The organism is Wenyingzhuangia fucanilytica, assembly GCF_001697185.1.
GTDB classification, from domain to species: domain Bacteria; phylum Bacteroidota; class Bacteroidia; order Flavobacteriales; family Flavobacteriaceae; genus Wenyingzhuangia; species Wenyingzhuangia fucanilytica.
On sequence record NZ_CP014224.1, the window covers coordinates 352,201 to 370,287 of the forward strand.

Below are 18,087 nucleotides of genomic sequence, written 5' to 3' on the forward strand. Positions count from 1 at the left end.
GTTAGGCTTTTGTGATTCTTGCTAAATAATCATAATGATCACCTTCAACAACTAATTCGCAATTTAGATTATTATAAACGGCACATCTTTGTAAAGTATTGTAGTCTACATATAGCCAGTCAAAAGTTTCTGATTGCTCTTCTTTGTAATTCATCCAAAATTGAACTTCTCCATAATAATCTTTGGTAGCATCAATCCAGTGATCTCCGTTTTCATCTTCGTACATATAAATAATGTCCGAAGAATCTATTAATATTTGTCCGTTTGGAGTTAAATAAGTTGCTAAGTGAATTAAAAAAGGGGCAAGGTTGTTTAGTTTTCCACAAATACCTGTTCCGTTCATCAATACCAAAATGGTATCAAATTTTTCATCACTATTAAAGTTGTAAATATTTGCAACTTTGGCATTTTTTAAACCTCTGTCTGTAGCAACCTCTATAGCTCCTTCTGAAATATCAATTGCCGTAACATTTAGGTTTTTGTTTTGTAAATACAAAGCATGGCTTCCGGCTCCACAACCAATATCTAAGGTTTTTCCTTTGGCCAAATTCAAAGCTTTTTGCTCAATTATTGGCATGTCTTTGTATTCTCTTAATAAATAGTCAAGCGGGAGTTCATCTTCTTCTGAAATAGAGGAATTGGTAAGGAGTTTATCTTTGGTGTTTTTATTAAAATAATAAGCTTTTAAAGCAGTACCTAAAACGTCTTTGGACATTGATAAATGATTTTTACAAAGTTAGTTACAAAGGCTGAGGTCTACAAACTTTACATTCGTCAAAATTTTTATTCTCCCCTTTTAAATGCCCATTTTCATCTAGGGTATAATCACAACAGTCCATGTATTCGTGTTTTAAAAGTTCTCTACCTCTTAAAATTCTAGATTTGGTTGCGGGCAAACTAATGTTTAATTCTTCGGAAATATGTAGTTGTTTTAAGTTTTTTATGGTAGATAAAAATAAAACATCTCTATATTTTTTAGGCAATCTTAAAATTAATGGAAGCAAGCAATCTTCTGGTTTATGATGATTAAAATCTTCGTTTTTTTCTAATACATGTTGCTCTGGAGATTCTTCTGCAATCACTTTAGATTGCTTTTTAAACTCATCTAACATGGTGTTGTTAGCAATGGTAAAAATCCATGATTTGATGTTAGATTGATTTTTTAACGTATTTTTTTTAGTGTGAATTTTAATAAAAACCTCTTGTAAAATATCTTCTGTTAAAGTAATGTTTTTGGTTTTTGATAAAATAAATTTTTTAAGATCTATAGCGTATAAGTCCCAAATTTTGTTTGTATCCATAGCTAAAATATTTTAATCCCTAGCACAAACCATGCTAGGGATTAAAGTTAACAATTACAATTGTTACAAGTACAGTTTTCGCAAGTACATTGTTGGCAGTTTCCTTTTTTACAACTATCGCAGTTGCAAGTACAATTTGTATTTTTCATGATTATATTATTTATGGTTTATATATAAGACGATAAGGATTGTAAAAAGATTCTTTTTTAATAGAAAATTTTCGTTTTAATCAGTTTAGCTTTCTATTTTTGAGGTCTAATGAATAGATTAAACATACCGCCCGAAGAGGGAGATTTTTACACCAACGAACAAGGTTACCGAGTTTTTACAGAGCAATACCATTTAAAAAGAGGATATTGTTGTAAAAGTGGTTGTAAACATTGTCCATACGGTTATGATAAAAAAACAGATTCTTTTAAAAATAAATAGATTATGAAAAAAATAATAGCCATTGCTTTAGCCCTTAGTTTGTCAAGTTGTGCAGAGTTATCACATATTGTAAATAGTTTGCCTGTTGGTACACAAACCATAAGTAATTTAGATATTGCTAACGGTTTAAAAGCTGCTTTAGACCAAGGAATAAGTGATCAGGTAAGTAAGTTAACCCAAGAAAAAGGGTTTTATAATAATGAATTAGTCCGTATTGCTTTGCCAGAAGATTTACAAAAAATTGATGAAGCGATGCGCAAATATGGTTTGGGTGATTTAGCAGATAAAGGGTTGATAGCTTTAAATGCCACAGCAGAAGATGCGGTAAAAACAGCCACTCCGATTTTTGTTGATGCTATTAAGAATATGAGTTTTACTGATGCTCGTAATATTTTAATGGGTGATAACAATGCAGCAACTAATTATTTAACCAAAACGACCAATGATAAATTATACGCTTCTTTTAGCCCTGTCATTAAAAATTCTTTTGATAAAGTTGGAGCTGCTGATATTTGGAATACCATCATCACTAAATACAATCAAATTCCATTTATTAACAAAGTAAATCCTGATTTAACAGATTATGTTACCAATCAGGCGTTAGATGGTGTGTACACTATGATTGCTATTGAGGAGCAAAAAATTAGAACAGATATTTCTGAGCGTTCTAGTACTTTACTTAAAAAAGTATTTGCTTTACAGGATAAAAAATAAGAAGTATACTTCTTATTATATAAAGTATAAAACCCCCTTAAGAATAATTTCTTAAGGGGGTTTTATTTAACTATGAATATGGTTACTGGATATTGATAGTAATTTTATCAGATATTAAACCATTAGCGTTTGCAGTAATACTTACTTTTTCTTGAGTATCTTTTGCTTGAATAATTAATAATGTTTTTCCGTTATATGTAGTACTTTTATTTGATTGGAACTTTTCTATATTCTTAATCCAACCGCTATCTACACCTAACAATTTAGCATTTCCATCAATAGTAAATGTGATTTTTTGGTCATCTGTTTTTACAGGATTTCCTTTATCATCTACCAATTGAGCTATAATATGTACTACATCTTCATTATTAGCATTTATGCTTTCTACATCAGCAGATAGTACAATTTTTGTTGCTTTTTTAGCAGTTGTTAAGGTTGAAGTAATTTCTTTTCCATTTTTAATTCCACGTGCAATTAGTTCTCCCTCTTGATAAGGAACGGCCCATTTATAAATGTGGTCTTCAAAATCTGTCAAGTTTTTCTTTCCTAAAGAAGTACCATTTAAAAATAATTCAATAGCCTCACAATTAGAATACATCTCTACAGCAATAGTTTCTTCTTTGTTGTAGTTCCAATGCTCGTTTACATCTTGCCATTTCCACAAAGCATGTTCCCATTTCCCAGGCTTTTTTTCCACAATATTTTGATGAGCATCTAATTTGTATAAAGATTTTTGCATTGTTTGAGTAGCAATATGAATCATTGGTTTTTCTGACCATAGAGATTGCATCATATAATAAGAACCTCTAGGGAAACTAGCAGTGTTTAACAATCCAGAAGGCTGAACTCTTACTGGCCATGGGTCACGAATTTCTCCCATATAATCAGCTCCAGTCCAAAGAAAAGTTCCAGAAATGAAAGGTCTTTCCATAACAGCTTTCCATTCGTGATATTGAGCTAAGTTTTCTGTCCCCATAATAGGTTTGTCAGGGTAGTTCTGATGTCCGTAATCATATAAAATTCTACGATAACTATACCCAATAACATCTAAAGCATCTGTATAACCAGACAAATGACTTACAGATGGCAAAATTAAATTTGCGGTTACAGGTCTTGTTGTGTCTAATTCTTTAGTCCATTTAGAAAGTTTTTTAGCTGTTTCACCAATGTCATATTTTCCTTTTGGTAAGGTTGCTAACTGTTCTTTTATTTTTTCGGTACTATATGGTGGTTCAGACCAAAAGTAATTTCCATTCCAGTTCATGTTTCCAAAAAAACCAGTAGCAGCTGCGTTTCTAGGGTAAGTCCATTCTATTTCATTTCCTATGCTCCATTGAAATATAGAAGGGTGATTTCTGTGACTTAAAACAACGTTTTTTAAATCTTTTTGTGCCCAATCTTGAAAATATTCACCATAACCTCTAGTAATTGCATCAACACTACGTTCGTTTTGGTTGTAACGTTTGTCTTTAGGATTGTCCCATTCGTCAAAAAATTCATCTTGAACCAAAAATCCCATTTCATCACATAATTCTAATAAGACTTTTGAGGCTGGGTTGTGCGAAACTCTAATAGCATTTGTTCCTCCATCTTTTAAGATTTGTAACCTACGTTTCCATACACCTCTAGGGACAGCAGTACCAACTAAACCAGCATCATGATGTAAACAAACCCCTTTTATTTTCATGTTTTTTCCGTTTAAGAAAAAACCTTTATCCGCATCAAATAGAATACTTCTAATTCCGAAAACAGTGGTGTATCTATCTACTATTTCACCATTATTTTGAATGGTTGTAACAGCAGTATATAGTTTAGCGTTTTCTGTATCCCATAAATCAGGGTGATTAATAGTTGCTTTTTGGCTAGTATCTAACGTTTTGTTTGCGTTTAATACAAAATTATTACTAATTGTTGCAACTTCATCGTTCTCTGCATTGATAAATGAAGTAGTTACAATAACGTCTTTGTTTTTATCAAATTTATTTTCTAACGAAAGATCAATTTGTACAGTGGCTTGTTCTTTTGATACTTGTGATGAGGTTACAAATGTTCCCCAAACAGGAACGTGAAGTTTATTTTCAGTAATTAAAGACACTTCTCTATATATTCCAGCTCCTGTGTACCAACGGCTATCTGCAAAATTACTGTGATCTACCTTAACGGTTAATAGATTATCCTTTCCGTTTTTGTTTAAGTATGAAGTAATATCAAAATAAAAAGGAGAATATCCATATGGGTGGAACCCTAGTTTTTTTCCATTAATAGAGACCGTTGCATTGTTATATACTCCATCAAAAAGTACGTATACAACTTGGTCTTTTTCTAAAGGTTTATCAAAAGTTTTAGAATAATATCCATAGCCTTTTCCTGGTAAATATCCAGTTCCTTTGGCATCTTCTCCTAGACTTTGGTCAAAAGATCCTTCTACCACCCAATCGTGAGGGATGTTTACTTTTTTATAGGCATCACTTTTAATTTCATCAAAAGAGATGTCTTCTTGACTTAGATAAAAATCCCAGTTTAAATTAAAATTAACCTCAGCTGAATTTGTTTTATTAATCTTACTAACATGACAGCTAGTCATAAGAATGCTGATGATGATTAAATTATAGAAATACTTCATTTTTTATTTAATATATTATTTTCAATTACAAATATGATTTATTTATACATGCAATAAATTCATAGGTGCTAGACGATTACTGAACAATTGGTTAAAAAACACATTTATAGTGTTAAAAAGAACATAAACAGTGTTTTTAAATCTTTATAAACTTAGCAGAACTACCATTATTGGTAACGAGCATATAGACACCATTTCTTAAAGAAGTGACGTCGATTTTGTCTGAAGTATCTACAGATAATACTTTTTCACCAAGTGTGTTATATATGTGAACACTACTAATGTTTCTGTTGTCTGCTAAATGTAAAAAATCTGAAACAGGATTTGGGTATATGGAAACTTTATTTAGTTTTTTAATATCCGTAGTACTTAAAGTTTCATTTCGAATGTCTTTACTAAATCCAAAAACTTGTAAAACTACACTACTTACATGTCCTCCGGTGTCTGGAAAAGTTACAGATATCGTATTGTTTTGGGTTAGAAGATTGTAAGATACAGGGATTTCTAAAGTACCAAAAAACCTTCCTTTGTCAGCTTGGTCATATCCTCTCCAATCATCTGGAACGTTAATTTGAGTATTGTTAATTTTGATAGTAGGTTTTAGTGTTTTTCCATGATCTCTACCAATACTTACCCTTAATATTGCTTCTCCATAATTGTGATTTTTTTGAACGCCATTAATTTCAAAGTTGTTTTCTTGGTTTGCTGTAATTGGTTTTAAATAATCTGTAGCAAAGTATTTAGTTTCATTAGAAGTTTCGTCAATAGTAATACTATTAGCAAACGTGTATTCTAAAATCATGGTAGACTCTGCGCCTAATACAACTTCAGAAATAGGTGTTGATAACGTTTCTTCTTCTATTACGGCTGCATTTCCAGACCAGGTTAAATGATTTTTTACAATTTGATCAATTGTTACATTGTTAAACTCAAAGGTATTTAGGTTTATTGTTACAGGAGTTGTTTCCAAGCTATTTAAAATTACATAGGCTTTTGTTCCGTCTACATAAGCATCTACTTGTATGTCTAAATCGCTAGCTTTTGTGTCAATTCTAGTTCCTTTTACATTTTTCCACAATTGATAAAATTTAACTCTATCTGAATAAATCCAAGTTCCTGTATAACTGTCAGGTTCATTGGTTTTACGCATTAATCTTGCAGAATAAGGTTCATCGGTTTGTGTATTGTATCCCCATTCTGCTTTTACAACGGTAAAAGGAATTGCAATGGCAATCTCATTAGGTCTTTCCATAAAAGACATCATTAATGAATTTTGGGCTTTTAAAAACAACCAATCTCTATAGGCATTCCACCCATTTCCATTGTAATCATGTGTTTGAGCTCCATATTCAGAAATTACATAAGGTTTGGTATGTCCTAATTGTAACATGCTATATTGGTCGTTCATGTCAAAAGTTGCTTCTACATTACTACCAGAGCGTAAATCTACTTTTCCACCAATAGCAGGAAAATCGTATAAATGCCAAGACCAAAAATCCATTTTTTCACCTGCAACATCAATAAATAGCTTATCTCTATTGATCCAACGCTGAAAATCACCAGTTTCAAAATCAGGAAAAGCTACGGTATACCCACCGATTTTTAAGTTTGGGTTTTGTGCTCTAATAGCATCTGCAACTTCAACATGAAAATCTGCAATTTCTTGTAATGAATTAGTGTAATTCTTTTTTCCTCCAAGTGCTTCGTATGCTGGTTCGTTAATAACTTCAACCCAATTAGGTTCCTTTAAACCGTTGCCTCCGTGAAATGCATTAAAGTAGCGCCCCATATATTCACCAGTGGCTGTAGGACTTGCCAACTTCCAACCTTTGTTTGTTGCTTTTTGACTTTCACCTGTCCAAAAAGGGTGTAATTGTCCAGCAATAACTTGGTTTTTTCTGTTTTCATATTGGTGTAGTTCTGTTTTTGCAGCAAAACTGTTTCTGCTTGTTTGTCCTTTAGAGCTTATTTTAGCAGGATCAGCAAACCCAGGTCTAGTAGGGTCTTCTTCCATATTGTTTAAGTTCCATGTTATTCCACCTGTATCTCTTCCTAGATACACATCATACCCATTTAAAAAATCATCTCTTAAGTCAGATGTAAAATTATCTCCATCCCATTCGTTTTCGGTTTGATTGGCATGTATGGTGATGAATTTAGAACGATCAAATGTAGAGATTCCGCCTACAATGTGTTTTACATTAAAGTTTATATCCACATTTACCTGGTCATTAGTATCTCCATTATCACTACCGTTGTTTAGTAATGTGATTTGTGTATTGTCGTTGGCAAAAGCACCATCTGTATTAACAGAAATGAAGATTTTTAACAAGTAAAAATTTCCACTAGGTAGATTTTCTGATAAAGGAATATTACTATCAATGGTATAGTTAAAATCAATTGTACTGGCGTTAGGTTGATTACTACCACTAACAGGATATGTAGTATTGTAGTTGTTTTGAGTTTGCCAAGAGGCATTCATTTCTTGTAAAACTACACTCACATAGTATACGGTGTTTCCAACACCTGCATCATATGTAATGTTTAAAGGAATTGTTTCTCCAGGTTGGATATCTGTTTGTTTATTGTTCCAAGTAATGCTCTGACCATAGCTCAGCACATTCATAAATAGTAAGGAAAGTAGTATGAGTTTTTTCATTTGAAAAATTGTATTGTTTTTTACAAAAGTATTATAGAGTTAAGGTTGTGCCTAGACTTAGGTATAGATATAAACTGTACATAGTGTGATGTAGTAAATGTTTAGACACGATTTAAACACAACATCTGTAATTGGGAAAAACAATAAGTGTTTTGTTTTAGTTTAGAATATGAAATATGTAATTAAAACTGTTAAATAAAATTATATAAATAAAAAAAATGATGTTTTTTTGCTGATTTATGGGTGTTTTAGAGGTTCATAGAGCGGTTTGGAACTAGACAAAAACTGAACGAATGTAAAAAAGTATGTTTATGATGTGTTGCTTTAAATTCAATAAAACCAGTGAGTTTTCTGTGGTTTTTTAAATAGACAAGATGTTTTTTTTGTGCAGATAGATATGAACAAGTAGTATGATTTGGTTTTGTTTGTATATTGGACTAGTTGTTTTTGTAAAAAGCAAAACTTATCTATAAACTAATACATCTATGAAAAAAACTAAGCTAATATTTCTCGTTTCATTATTCTTAATCTTTTCAAAAAATACATTTTCTCAATCTAATAAATTAGATAGTTTGTATAAGGAGATTGAGAGGTTTACTTATAAAGATCCTAAAAGGGCAATTAAGTTGTCAAAGGATTATTATCAACTTGCAATTAAACAGAAGGATACTACAAAGGCTATTACAGGTTTGATGAATTTATCTGACATTTATTCAAACAATGTAAATTATACAGGAGCTTATGATAGTTATTGGAAAGCTTTGTTGTTGGCTGAGAAACAAAATAACCAATTTTTAAAAGGTAGAATATATCAAGGTTTGGGTTGGTTGTATAGTTTTTACAATCGAGATGAAGAGGCTTTAAAATATTTTAATTTTTCTTTAGCTATAAATAAAGAGCTAAATAAAGAGAATGAGGTAAATGCGGCGTATTTAACAAGTGATTATTTTGCTTTGGCCAATTTTTATAGAATTGAAGGAGATTCTAAAATGTTTAAAGTATATCTAGATAGTGCTGTAGCTACTAAAAAACTGCCATATTATTATAATGCGAATAGTAATTATCTAGAGGCAGAAATAGCTTATCAGTTGTCAAATGAAAAAAAATATAGTAGGGCATTAGGTAAACTAGATTCCATTAAAACTAATTTCTCGAAAATTGAAAAGTCTTACTTAGTTGTTATTGATTATATGTTTGGTCATATATATGGAGAAATGGGGGATTTTAAAAAGAGTGAAGAAGCTTACTTAGAGTCTTTAATTCATTCAGAGAGAAGTCATAGTCATACTAATTATAAAATAATGAGTTGTGATGCGCTTGTTGAGCTGTATAAAAAACAAGGAGATTACAAAAAGGCATTTGAGTTTTTAAAGAGGTCTAAAGCATTAAATGATAGTGTTTTTGGAAGTAAAAGTATAAATAATCAGCATTTATTCAATCTAAAGGATACCTATAGAATTACCAAAGAAAAACAAAAACAAAACGAGCAAGAGTTAAGGTTAAAGCAACTAGAACAAGAAGATTATATATGGTTTTTAAAATATGTAATCTTAGTAACCTCAATTGTTTTTATTTTAATTTTTGGGTATTTATTTATCAGAAACTTAAGGAATAAACACCGAAATGAAAAAAGAGTATTAAAAGAAAGACAAGAGCAGGAGTTGATTAGAAAAAACGAAGTTCTGGAGTTAAAAAATAAAGAATTAACGGTATCTGCTTTACAGTTAATAGAAAAAGAAGAGTTCTTAAACAATTTAAAGAATAAGCTTTCTAAGCAAAAAGACGACAATATTGATAAAAAAGTAATTGGTAGAATGATTAATACGATACAAGGGAGTCCAACTAGTAATTGGAAAGAATTTGAGGCGAGGTTCACTAGTATTAATCAAAGTTTCTATAAGAACTTAAAAGAAAAATATCCTAACCTTGGTCAAACAGATCAAAAGATATGTGCTCTAATAAAGTTGAACTTCTCTAGTAAGGAAATGTCATCCTTGTTGGGTATTTCTGTAGAGAGTGTTCATACGTCAAGATACAGATTGAGAAAAAAACTAGGACTTGATAGAAATGATAGTCTATCTAGTTTTATAAATTCAATATAATAAGTATTAAAATAATATCAAATTCTCAATATAAAAACATAGTTATTGAATATGTAATAACGCCTGTATGAGGTAGTTTACTAGATTGTTTAGTTGATGTCTAGTGTTTTTTCTTCTCATGTTCATACGGGGTCTAGTGGAAAACAAGTTAAACTTAATTGATTTCATGCAATTTAGTGACTTGAAATATAAACTATTATAAATATGAAAATTAATTTACGCACTTGTGGCAAAAAAAGTAAGTTCTACATAATGACATGTATTATGTTGTTGTGTAGTATCGGAATTGTTCACGCACAACAAACGGTGACCATTAAAGGGGTTATAAAAGGAGATGGCGAACCATTATTAGGAGCTAGTGTTTTAGTTGTAGGAACAAACAATGGAACTGTGTCGGATTTTGATGGAAATTATCAATTAACAGCAGTTTCAGGTCAAAAAATATCAATTACATATCTAGGTTTCGTAGGTAAAGTTATTACTATGCCAGAGAATAACACTACACTTAATATTGTATTAGAAAAAGATGCGACTCAGTTAGATGAAGTTGTTGTGGTTGGATATGGATCTCAAAAGAAGAAAGAAGTTACGGGAGCTGTTGTGAATATAGACAGCGAAGTAATATCAAAAACACCAACTTCTGATGTAGGTAGTGCTTTGCAAGGACAAATTGCAGGGGTAGATGTACAAACAAGTGGAGGTAGTCCAGGATCTCCTGCTAATATTCAAATTAGGGGATTGGGGTCTATTAGCCCAAACGCTTTAGGACCACTTTATGTAGTAGATGGTGTTCCTTATCAAGGAAATCCTAACATTGCTCCAGAGCAAATTCAATCTATTGATGTTTTAAAGGATGGAGCTTCTGCAGCAATATATGGTACAAGAGCATCTAATGGTGTAATTCTTATTACCACTAAAAAAGGAGAAGAAGGAAAAATGAAAGTAAGTTTTAGTACTTACACAGGTATTCAAAATATTACTTCGGGAACTCCTTTAATGAATACTACTCAGCAATTGTACGAAAATCAAAAAGCAAGTGAAGCAAAAGGAATTGACTCTCCAATTTTACGTTTTAATTCACAAGGTTTAGACAATAATTCTGATTTTGTGGGAGATGTTCAGAATAATAATGCGGTAATGAGTAACTACAATTTAAATGTTTCTGGAGGTACTAAGTATTTAACATTGAGTTTAAACACAAACTACTTTACCCAAGATGGAGTATTAATCAATTCAGGATTTAACAGATTGTCTAACCGAATTACAGGGGAGTATAAAAAAGGAAAATTCAAAGCTTTTGCAACCATTGGTTTTAGACAAGATAATAAGGAGACAGAACCATGGGGATTGTATGAGTATGCAATTGCACAAGGGCCATACCAAGCTAGTCTTAGTTCTTTAGAGTCAAGAGGAGATAACGCTGTTCAGATACCTGTACAAAATGCAATACAATATAGTTATTTGTCTCAATTATTACAGAATGAGAACAAAACAAAAACAACAGCAACAAATATTGCAGTTAACTTAGAGTACGAAATTTTAAAGGGATTAAAGTATAAAATAAACTTAGGTAGTAACAATTCTAACTATGTAAATACATTTTACAAACCTCAATATATTGTATACGATTTAACTGGGAATATCAACCCAGGAGCTTCTCGTCCAAATGCATTTTTAAATGAGAATTACAACTGGCAAGAAAGACAGACAGTAGAGAATATTTTAAACTATAGTAGAAGCTTTGGAAAGAACAACTTTAATTTATTAGGAGTAATTTCTTATGAAAAGTATGACTATAAGCAAGTAGGAGTTGGAGTGATGTATAGTGCCGATGCAAACAGCGCCTTACAAACCTTAGGTTCTGGATCAGAGTCTATCGCGCCAAGTAGTACTAATAATACGTCTACACTTACAGGTAAATTAGTAAGGTTTCAATATAACTACGATAGTAAATATTTGTTTTCTGCAAGTGTAAGAAGAGATGGATCTTCTAAATTTTCTCCAAAAAACAGATATGGTACTTTTCCGGCTGTTTCTTTAGGATGGAATATTGATAAAGAAGATTTTATGAGTAACATAAAATCTATTTCAGGACTTAAATTAAGAGCGAGTTGGGCTGAGGTAGGAAACCAGAACATTGGGAACTACGCTTTTACTCCAACAATTGAAACAGGTGTAAATTATGTATTTAATACTGGAGCGAGTGAAGAATTAAACAATGGATTCATTCAAAGAAGGTATGTAGATCCAAATATTAAATGGGAAACTACTATTTCTAAAAACATAGGTTTGGATTTAGGAATGTTTAAAAATCGTTTAAATGTGAATTTAGACCTTTATGAAAACGACAAAAAAGACATGTTGTTACAAGAAAGGTTAACTCCTTCTTCTGGAACATACCAACCAAGAGCCGATGGAGTATACGATGTACGTGTTACAAATGCAGGAAGTATGAGCAACAAAGGTGTAGAGCTAGGTGTACAGTATAGAGATGAAACAAACTATGGTTTAAAGTATACCTTAAATGGAACATTTACTAAGAACGTAAACACGGTTACAGACTTAAATGGTGTAGATAGAGGATACGCAAACGGAAGACCAGTACTTTCTAGAGGAACAAATGTTGATTACACTACTTATTTAGCAGAAGGATATAGAGCTGGATCTTTCTTTTTAGTTCAACACGATGGAATTATTAAAACACAAGATCAGTTAACAGCATATCAAGCAATTGATAATAGTGCTCAGTTAGGAGATATGATGTACAAAGATGTAAATGGAGATAATAAAATTGATGATAATGACCGTGTGTATTCAGGTTCAGGACAAGCAAAGTTTAATGTTGGTTTTAACATCAATTTAGATTATAGAAATTTCGATTTTACAGCTCAAACATACTTTTCTTATGGAGCTAAAGTATATAATGGATCTAAGTTGTATGCGTATCAAGCAGGTAGACATTTAGACTTATACAATATGTGGACACCTCAAAATCCAACTTCAGATGTGCCAACCGATAGACAAAATGCTTTTGCTAATAGTATCAGAGCAAGATCAGATTACTTTTTAGAAGATGGAACTTATTTCAGAATTAGAAACTTAACATTAGGATATACAGTTCCTAAGACTAAAGAAAGAGCTAAAATTGAAAAGGCTAGAGTTTATTTAACAGCTGTGAACCCTTTTACATTTACAAAATACAAAGGATATAACCCTGATATTGGAGGAGATGGAATCTTTACTCGTGGTGTAGATGTAGGAAACTATCCGTTTACAAGACAATTTATGTTAGGTCTACAATTAGACTTCTAATAATCAAAAATTATAAGATCATGAAATATATAAAAAACATAATACTACTAACCTCAACATTACTATTTGTAGGGTGTGATGAAAGTAGTTTTTTAGAAGAAATAAACCCAAATGCCACAACTTCGGCAATATTTTGGGAAACAGAAAGTCAATTCAATACAGGGTTAACAACCGTTTATGGAGCGCTACAGTTTCAAAGTGTTAGTGGATCTGGAATGCAATATGAAATGGTAAGGGCAGACATAGCTGGTACAGAATCTTGGTATGCACCTAATACTTTTAGAAATTTAACCTATACAGATGGTACTTTTTATGTAACAGATAAGTGGAACGAATTGTACATCGGTATTTTTAGAGCAAATCAAGTAATAGAAAATATCAATAAAGTTGATGGAAGTTCTTTTACAGGAAATGCTAAAAAAGAAATAGAAGCACAAGCTAGATTTTTAAGAGCTTATTTTTATTTTGAATTAGCGAATACTTACGGAGGAGCAGTTATACAGACAAAAATTGCAGAAACCACAGATGATTTAAAACAACCTTTTTCTACTATTGCAGAGGTGAATACCAATGTAATTATTCCAGACTTAATGTTTGCAAAAGAGAATTTGCCTTTAGAGTGGACTTCGGATAGTGATTTAGGTAGAGCAACTCAAGGAGCTGCTAAAAGTTTATTAGGAAAAGTTTACCTGTACGATCAAGAATGGGGAATGGCAGCTACTCAATTTAAAGAAGTAATTGATTCTCAGGTATACACGTTAGTACCAGATATTTTAGACAACTATACAGATCTTAATGAGTTTAATTCAGAATCTATTTTTGAAGTTAGTTTTTCTACAGCAGTTGCCCCTGGGGTAAATGGAGCAATTGTAGATAACAGTCCGTCAGAAAATGGAGCAGAGGCAAGTGCTTTGGCTAGACCTTTAGGTCAGTTAAATTTTGGAGGATATAACACTGTTTTACCTTCGTATTTTTTACATGAGTTATTTGTGAATGATGAAATTGACCCATCAAATCCTGTGAATGATGGAAATTCACAATCAAAAAGAATGGGAGGAAGTATTGTTCCAATTGATGGTGATGGAACTTATTATAATTTACCAATCGGAGACAAAGCTGGATGGTCTTTTGGTCAAAGTTCTTATGTGAAAAAGTATACAAATTGGTATAATTCAGATAGTGAAGATGTAAACAGTAGATCTGGAATTAATTTTAGAGCAATTCGTTTAGCAGATGTGTATTTAATGTATGCAGAAGCAGTTTTGATGGATACTGGAGATTTTAATACGGCAATTACTTATATAGATAAAGTGAGATCAAGAGCTGGAGTAAAAACATTAGCACAGTACATGAGTGATAATGCAGGACAATTCCCTCAACTACATGTGAGTAAACAAGTACATGGATCACAACCTTTAGTAACTCCAAGTGTACAAACAGTATTAACTCATATTCAAAGAGTAGAAAGACCTTTAGAACTTTGTTTCGAAGGACAGCGTTGGAAAGATTTGGTAAGATGGGGAATTGTACAACAAGTATTTACTGAGTTAAGAGCTGATGAAGTTTGGAGACAGAATAATTTAGATTTAACTGGTCAAGGAGAAGCTCCAATTTTTATTAACGAAAGAATTAGACCTGATTTCATTATTGCTAGTTCAATATACGATTCAGCACAACACGATTATTTTCCAATACCTACATTGGAGGTTCAAGCAAACGATAACGTTAAATAATACATAAAATATAAATTATGAATTCAATATATAGATATAAACTGTTATTCATACTCGCATTTGTTTTTGCTGCGTGTAATGATGATCAAAGTAGCGACTTAATTGAGGCTAACGATAGAGAAATTATGACCAATCAAATGCATTTTGGAAACAAAGTGGAAGTTAATGGGTCAATTACCTTTGGAGATGTATCTTCAGGGGTTGAGTCTAGAAAGTGGACTTTTCCAGAAGGTGTTGTTGATATTGTAGATTCTGATGACGATGTAACCTCTACAAAAAACACTGTAAAAGCTATCTTTAAAAAGACAGGACAACACAATGTTGCTTTACATCAAGTTTTTAAAGGAGATGCATACGACGGAACTACTTTAAAAGGAAAAGTACTAGATACAATAATAGCTGTAAATGTATTAAAGCCAGTATCGGTTTCATTAGAAGGGTATAAATTGAATTCTGATGGTTCTTTAGGAGATGCATTAGTGATGAGTGATGGAGCTTTGAATGAAATTACTGCAAGTTACTCAGTAAGATTTATCTATACTGTAGAAGGTCAACCAGAAGAGTTTACTTGGGACTTAGATAATGGAGGAGTTGTAGTTACTACAGACGAAAACAATCAAACTACCGATGTAAAATACTCTAAAATGGGTGATTTTAACTTGTCTTTTGGAGCTTCTAGAGAAAGACCTGCGGGAGGTAATATGGTTAGTTATACAGATTTAATTAGAGTAGTTCCATCTACAGATCCAGTTGTATTAGAGAATACATATAACAGAGATGGAAAAATTGTATTAGACTTTAGTAGAGAAATGGATGCTAGTAAATTAAATCCAAATGACTTCTCTGTTAATATAACAACATTTGGTGGGGCTACAATCACGCCGAGTATTAACACTGTAACATTAGATCCTACAGATGGAGATTTAGTGATTGTTGAATTGAATGGAGAAACAGTTTATACAGATGATCAGGCTACTATTACTTATACTAAAGGTACTTTAGCTACTTCAGATGGTGTTGATGCAGATACTTTTATGAATGTAAGTGTTACTACTCAATATCCAAATGTTTTAGAGACTTCTTCTTATGATTATGGTTTCGAGAATAGCACAAATGCAAATTGGAAATATTTAGGATGGGGTGCACCGTTTGACGGATATACCTTAGATGTTAACGGTACACAAGTTCATTCTGGTACTAAGAGTGCTCATGTGACTATGAATGCTGGTGGTGGAATGATTGTAGGTCACAAAGATAATAGTAACGCAAATATTACTTTCCCTGTAGAGGGTGGAGAAACTTACGAGGTTGGAGTTTGGGTCTACTTAGAGCAAGTAGGTGCTTCTACAAACTTAACACCAGACCTTAGATTGTTTAGCGTTCCAAACACAGATTGGGGAGTTGCAGCAGTACATACATTTACAGATACGTTTACAACAGGACAATGGGTGTATGGAAAGGTTTTAGTTAAATTCGATGCATCTGCAACAGAGAGTAGGTTTGCAATCCGTGGATATAATAAAGACAATACTACAATAACCTCATTCTATATGGATGATTTTACAGTACGTAAAGTGAATATAAGACCATAGTAAATTACATTAAGTTAGTTGTTTTTAAGCCAGAGAATTTTAATTCTCTGGCTTTTTTGTTGAGTATAAAGTTCAAAATGAATTTAGCTATTGTTTTTAAGCTTCAGTTATATATTAAAATAGGTTGGGAAATATATTTTAAACAAATCAAGGTAAGTTTAGTCTGTTTTTGTTGTTTCTTAAGTGTTGGTAGTTAGTAATTTGAGTGTGTGTTTCTTATACGGTAGTAGGTTTTTGTTTAGTTTAAATTCAGTTGAAAATTAGACTATTAACCAAATGTTCAGTTCTAGTCAAGTAGTATTTAAAGGATTGTTTCTTTTTTCTAGTCAATTTTGATGTATTCAAAATATTTACAAACTAAAACTATATAATAATGAAAAAATTACTACTATTATTGTCAATAACTCCGTTTTTAGGATTTGGTCAAAATGTGATCAATGTAACAAACGGAGATTTCGAAACCACTTCGGCTGGGGTTCCTTCTGGTTGGACCGAAGATTTAGGAACGTTAACAGACGGTGATGCTTATGAAGGAAGCAATGGAGCCTTGTTAACTAGTGGGAGTCCTAATGGTAACATTGTAAATGATGCTACTTATACTTTAACAGGTAATCTTCCAACTTATTTAACTGTAAGGGTAAAACCAACAGCAAACAATGACAGGTCAGCTTTAAGATTAATGAGTTCAGATGGAACTACAACACTTGGTGGAGGTCAGGCCGTAGTTTGGAACAGTTTAGAATATGTAGATTCTTGGCATAAGATTTTAATGGCTCAATACGCACCAACAAGTGATGTAGATGTTAAAGTTCGTATTGACAATCCAATCGCAGGTGATTTAGTTCACTATGATGATGTTGAGCTTGTTCAAAATCCATTAACGGTAAACGGAGATATGGAAATTGATTTTATGGCAAACTCATCAAGTACTCCACAAACTCAAATCTATCAGAAATTTGGGATTAATCCAATGAATAAAGAGACTACTATTAAACGAAATGGGAACAATTCTATAAAATGTACAACAGTACAAGCAAGTGCTTATTTTAATCAAGCTCTTAATTATCAGTATGTAAGAGAGTCTGAGGTTATGAATTACGAAGGGTCTATATGGGTAAAATTAGATGCCGCATCTCCTGCGGCAGATTTTTATGCAGAGTTGTGGGTAGATGGTGTAAAAGAGGCTACAGGGAATACAGTTCATATAGATTATAGTACTGAAACAGGATGGGTAGAAGTTAAAACACCTGTTGTTACCTCAAATGATACTCCTTCAGGTTTTGGTACAGTATTTCTAAGATTAAATTGTGTGAATGATGGAGATTCAAGAGCTGTATTTTATTTAGATGATTATACATTAACTAAGGCTCCCGACATTAGTTTGTCAATAGATGCTAACGATACTATTGTGAATAACTTTGAAGTTACAAAACAAGGAGTGACTTTAAAAGATATTTCAGGGACTATTCAAGTAATAGATTGTTTTGGAAGGGTACAGGTGTCTAAACAATTAAATTCTCAAGAAACACTTCAATACAATTTTGAAAGCGCAACTGTTTACATTGTTAAGTTTATTGCAGATAGTAAAGTAGCTACCCAAAAAATAATTTTTGAATAAAAAT

The 18,087-nt window shown here is 32.0% G+C and carries 11 protein-coding genes; 7 read left to right on the plus strand and 4 right to left on the minus strand.

What is annotated here, in order from left to right; translation table 11 throughout:
* Position 1: 1 nt before the first annotated feature.
* Both AXE80_RS01560 and AXE80_RS01565 read right to left on the minus strand, forming a co-directional pair.
* On the minus strand, positions 2-715 hold the full coding sequence (locus tag AXE80_RS01560) for a class I SAM-dependent methyltransferase (protein WP_068824164.1): 714 nt from the start codon (positions 713-715) through the stop codon (positions 2-4).
* 25 nt (positions 716-740) lie between these two features.
* A complete protein-coding gene (locus AXE80_RS01565; RefSeq protein WP_068824165.1) occupies positions 741-1,301 on the minus strand; it encodes a sigma-70 family RNA polymerase sigma factor in 561 nt (186 codons plus the stop codon).
* A gap of 258 nt (positions 1,302-1,559) precedes the next feature.
* On the opposite strand from AXE80_RS01565, the gene AXE80_RS14420 reads away from it, so the two are divergent.
* Positions 1,560-1,730: a DUF5522 domain-containing protein gene (locus AXE80_RS14420; RefSeq protein ID WP_169816799.1), complete on the plus strand. Its 171-nt coding sequence runs from the start codon at positions 1,560-1,562 to the stop codon at positions 1,728-1,730.
* A gap of 3 nt (positions 1,731-1,733) precedes the next feature.
* Complete coding sequence (locus tag AXE80_RS01570; protein WP_068824166.1) at positions 1,734-2,444, plus strand: DUF4197 domain-containing protein; 711 nt, start codon at positions 1,734-1,736, stop codon at positions 2,442-2,444.
* A gap of 82 nt (positions 2,445-2,526) precedes the next feature.
* Here AXE80_RS01570 and AXE80_RS01575 read toward each other — a convergent pair whose 3' ends face one another.
* Together AXE80_RS01575 and AXE80_RS01580 are read right to left on the minus strand one after the other, a co-directional pair.
* Positions 2,527-5,067 (minus strand): glycoside hydrolase family 2 TIM barrel-domain containing protein, encoded by a 2,541-nt coding sequence (locus tag AXE80_RS01575; protein ID WP_068824167.1) that lies wholly within the window; start codon positions 5,065-5,067, stop codon positions 2,527-2,529.
* Between the two features lie 136 nt (positions 5,068-5,203).
* Positions 5,204-7,726 carry a T9SS type A sorting domain-containing protein gene (locus tag AXE80_RS01580; RefSeq protein ID WP_083194447.1) on the minus strand — a complete coding sequence of 841 codons (2,523 nt, stop codon included), beginning with the start codon at positions 7,724-7,726 and terminating at the stop codon, positions 5,204-5,206.
* A 485-nt stretch (positions 7,727-8,211) separates the two neighbouring features.
* Here AXE80_RS01580 and AXE80_RS01585 point away from each other — a divergent pair, with 485 nt between their 5' ends.
* From AXE80_RS01585 to AXE80_RS01605, 5 genes are all read left to right on the plus strand, one after another.
* Complete coding sequence (locus AXE80_RS01585) at positions 8,212-9,828, plus strand: tetratricopeptide repeat protein (RefSeq protein ID WP_068824169.1); 1,617 nt, start codon at positions 8,212-8,214, stop codon at positions 9,826-9,828.
* A gap of 252 nt (positions 9,829-10,080) precedes the next feature.
* The gene (locus AXE80_RS01590; RefSeq protein ID WP_237340621.1) at positions 10,081-13,140 is read left to right on the plus strand and encodes a SusC/RagA family TonB-linked outer membrane protein; all 3,060 of its coding nucleotides are present in this window, start codon (positions 10,081-10,083) and stop codon (positions 13,138-13,140) included.
* Positions 13,141-13,160: 20 nt separating this feature from the next.
* On the plus strand, positions 13,161-14,873 hold the full coding sequence (locus AXE80_RS01595; protein WP_068824171.1) for a RagB/SusD family nutrient uptake outer membrane protein: 1,713 nt from the start codon (positions 13,161-13,163) through the stop codon (positions 14,871-14,873).
* 17 nt (positions 14,874-14,890) lie between these two features.
* Positions 14,891-16,465, plus strand: a complete 1,575-nt coding sequence (locus tag AXE80_RS01600; RefSeq protein ID WP_068824172.1) for a hypothetical protein — start codon at positions 14,891-14,893, stop codon at positions 16,463-16,465.
* Between the two features lie 373 nt (positions 16,466-16,838).
* On the plus strand, positions 16,839-18,083 hold the full coding sequence (locus AXE80_RS01605; protein ID WP_068824173.1) for a T9SS type A sorting domain-containing protein: 1,245 nt from the start codon (positions 16,839-16,841) through the stop codon (positions 18,081-18,083).
* Positions 18,084-18,087: the final 4 nt, after the last annotated feature.

What these genes read in the sequence shown, in the direction of transcription:
- AXE80_RS01560 (WP_068824164.1), bottom strand. Translation starts at nt 715, where the DNA reads ATGTCCAAAGACGTTTTAGGTACTGCTTTAAAAGCTTATTATTTTAAT.
- AXE80_RS01565 (WP_068824165.1), bottom strand. Translation starts at nt 1,301, where the DNA reads ATGGATACAAACAAAATTTGGGACTTATACGCTATAGATCTTAAAAAA.
- AXE80_RS14420 (WP_169816799.1), top strand. Translation starts at nt 1,560, where the DNA reads ATGAATAGATTAAACATACCGCCCGAAGAGGGAGATTTTTACACCAAC.
- AXE80_RS01570 (WP_068824166.1), top strand. Translation starts at nt 1,734, where the DNA reads ATGAAAAAAATAATAGCCATTGCTTTAGCCCTTAGTTTGTCAAGTTGT.
- AXE80_RS01575 (WP_068824167.1), bottom strand. Translation starts at nt 5,067, where the DNA reads ATGAAGTATTTCTATAATTTAATCATCATCAGCATTCTTATGACTAGC.
- AXE80_RS01580 (WP_083194447.1), bottom strand. Translation starts at nt 7,726, where the DNA reads ATGAAAAAACTCATACTACTTTCCTTACTATTTATGAATGTGCTGAGC.
- AXE80_RS01585 (WP_068824169.1), top strand. Translation starts at nt 8,212, where the DNA reads ATGAAAAAAACTAAGCTAATATTTCTCGTTTCATTATTCTTAATCTTT.
- AXE80_RS01590 (WP_237340621.1), top strand. Translation starts at nt 10,081, where the DNA reads ATGACATGTATTATGTTGTTGTGTAGTATCGGAATTGTTCACGCACAA.
- AXE80_RS01595 (WP_068824171.1), top strand. Translation starts at nt 13,161, where the DNA reads ATGAAATATATAAAAAACATAATACTACTAACCTCAACATTACTATTT.
- AXE80_RS01600 (WP_068824172.1), top strand. Translation starts at nt 14,891, where the DNA reads ATGAATTCAATATATAGATATAAACTGTTATTCATACTCGCATTTGTT.
- AXE80_RS01605 (WP_068824173.1), top strand. Translation starts at nt 16,839, where the DNA reads ATGAAAAAATTACTACTATTATTGTCAATAACTCCGTTTTTAGGATTT.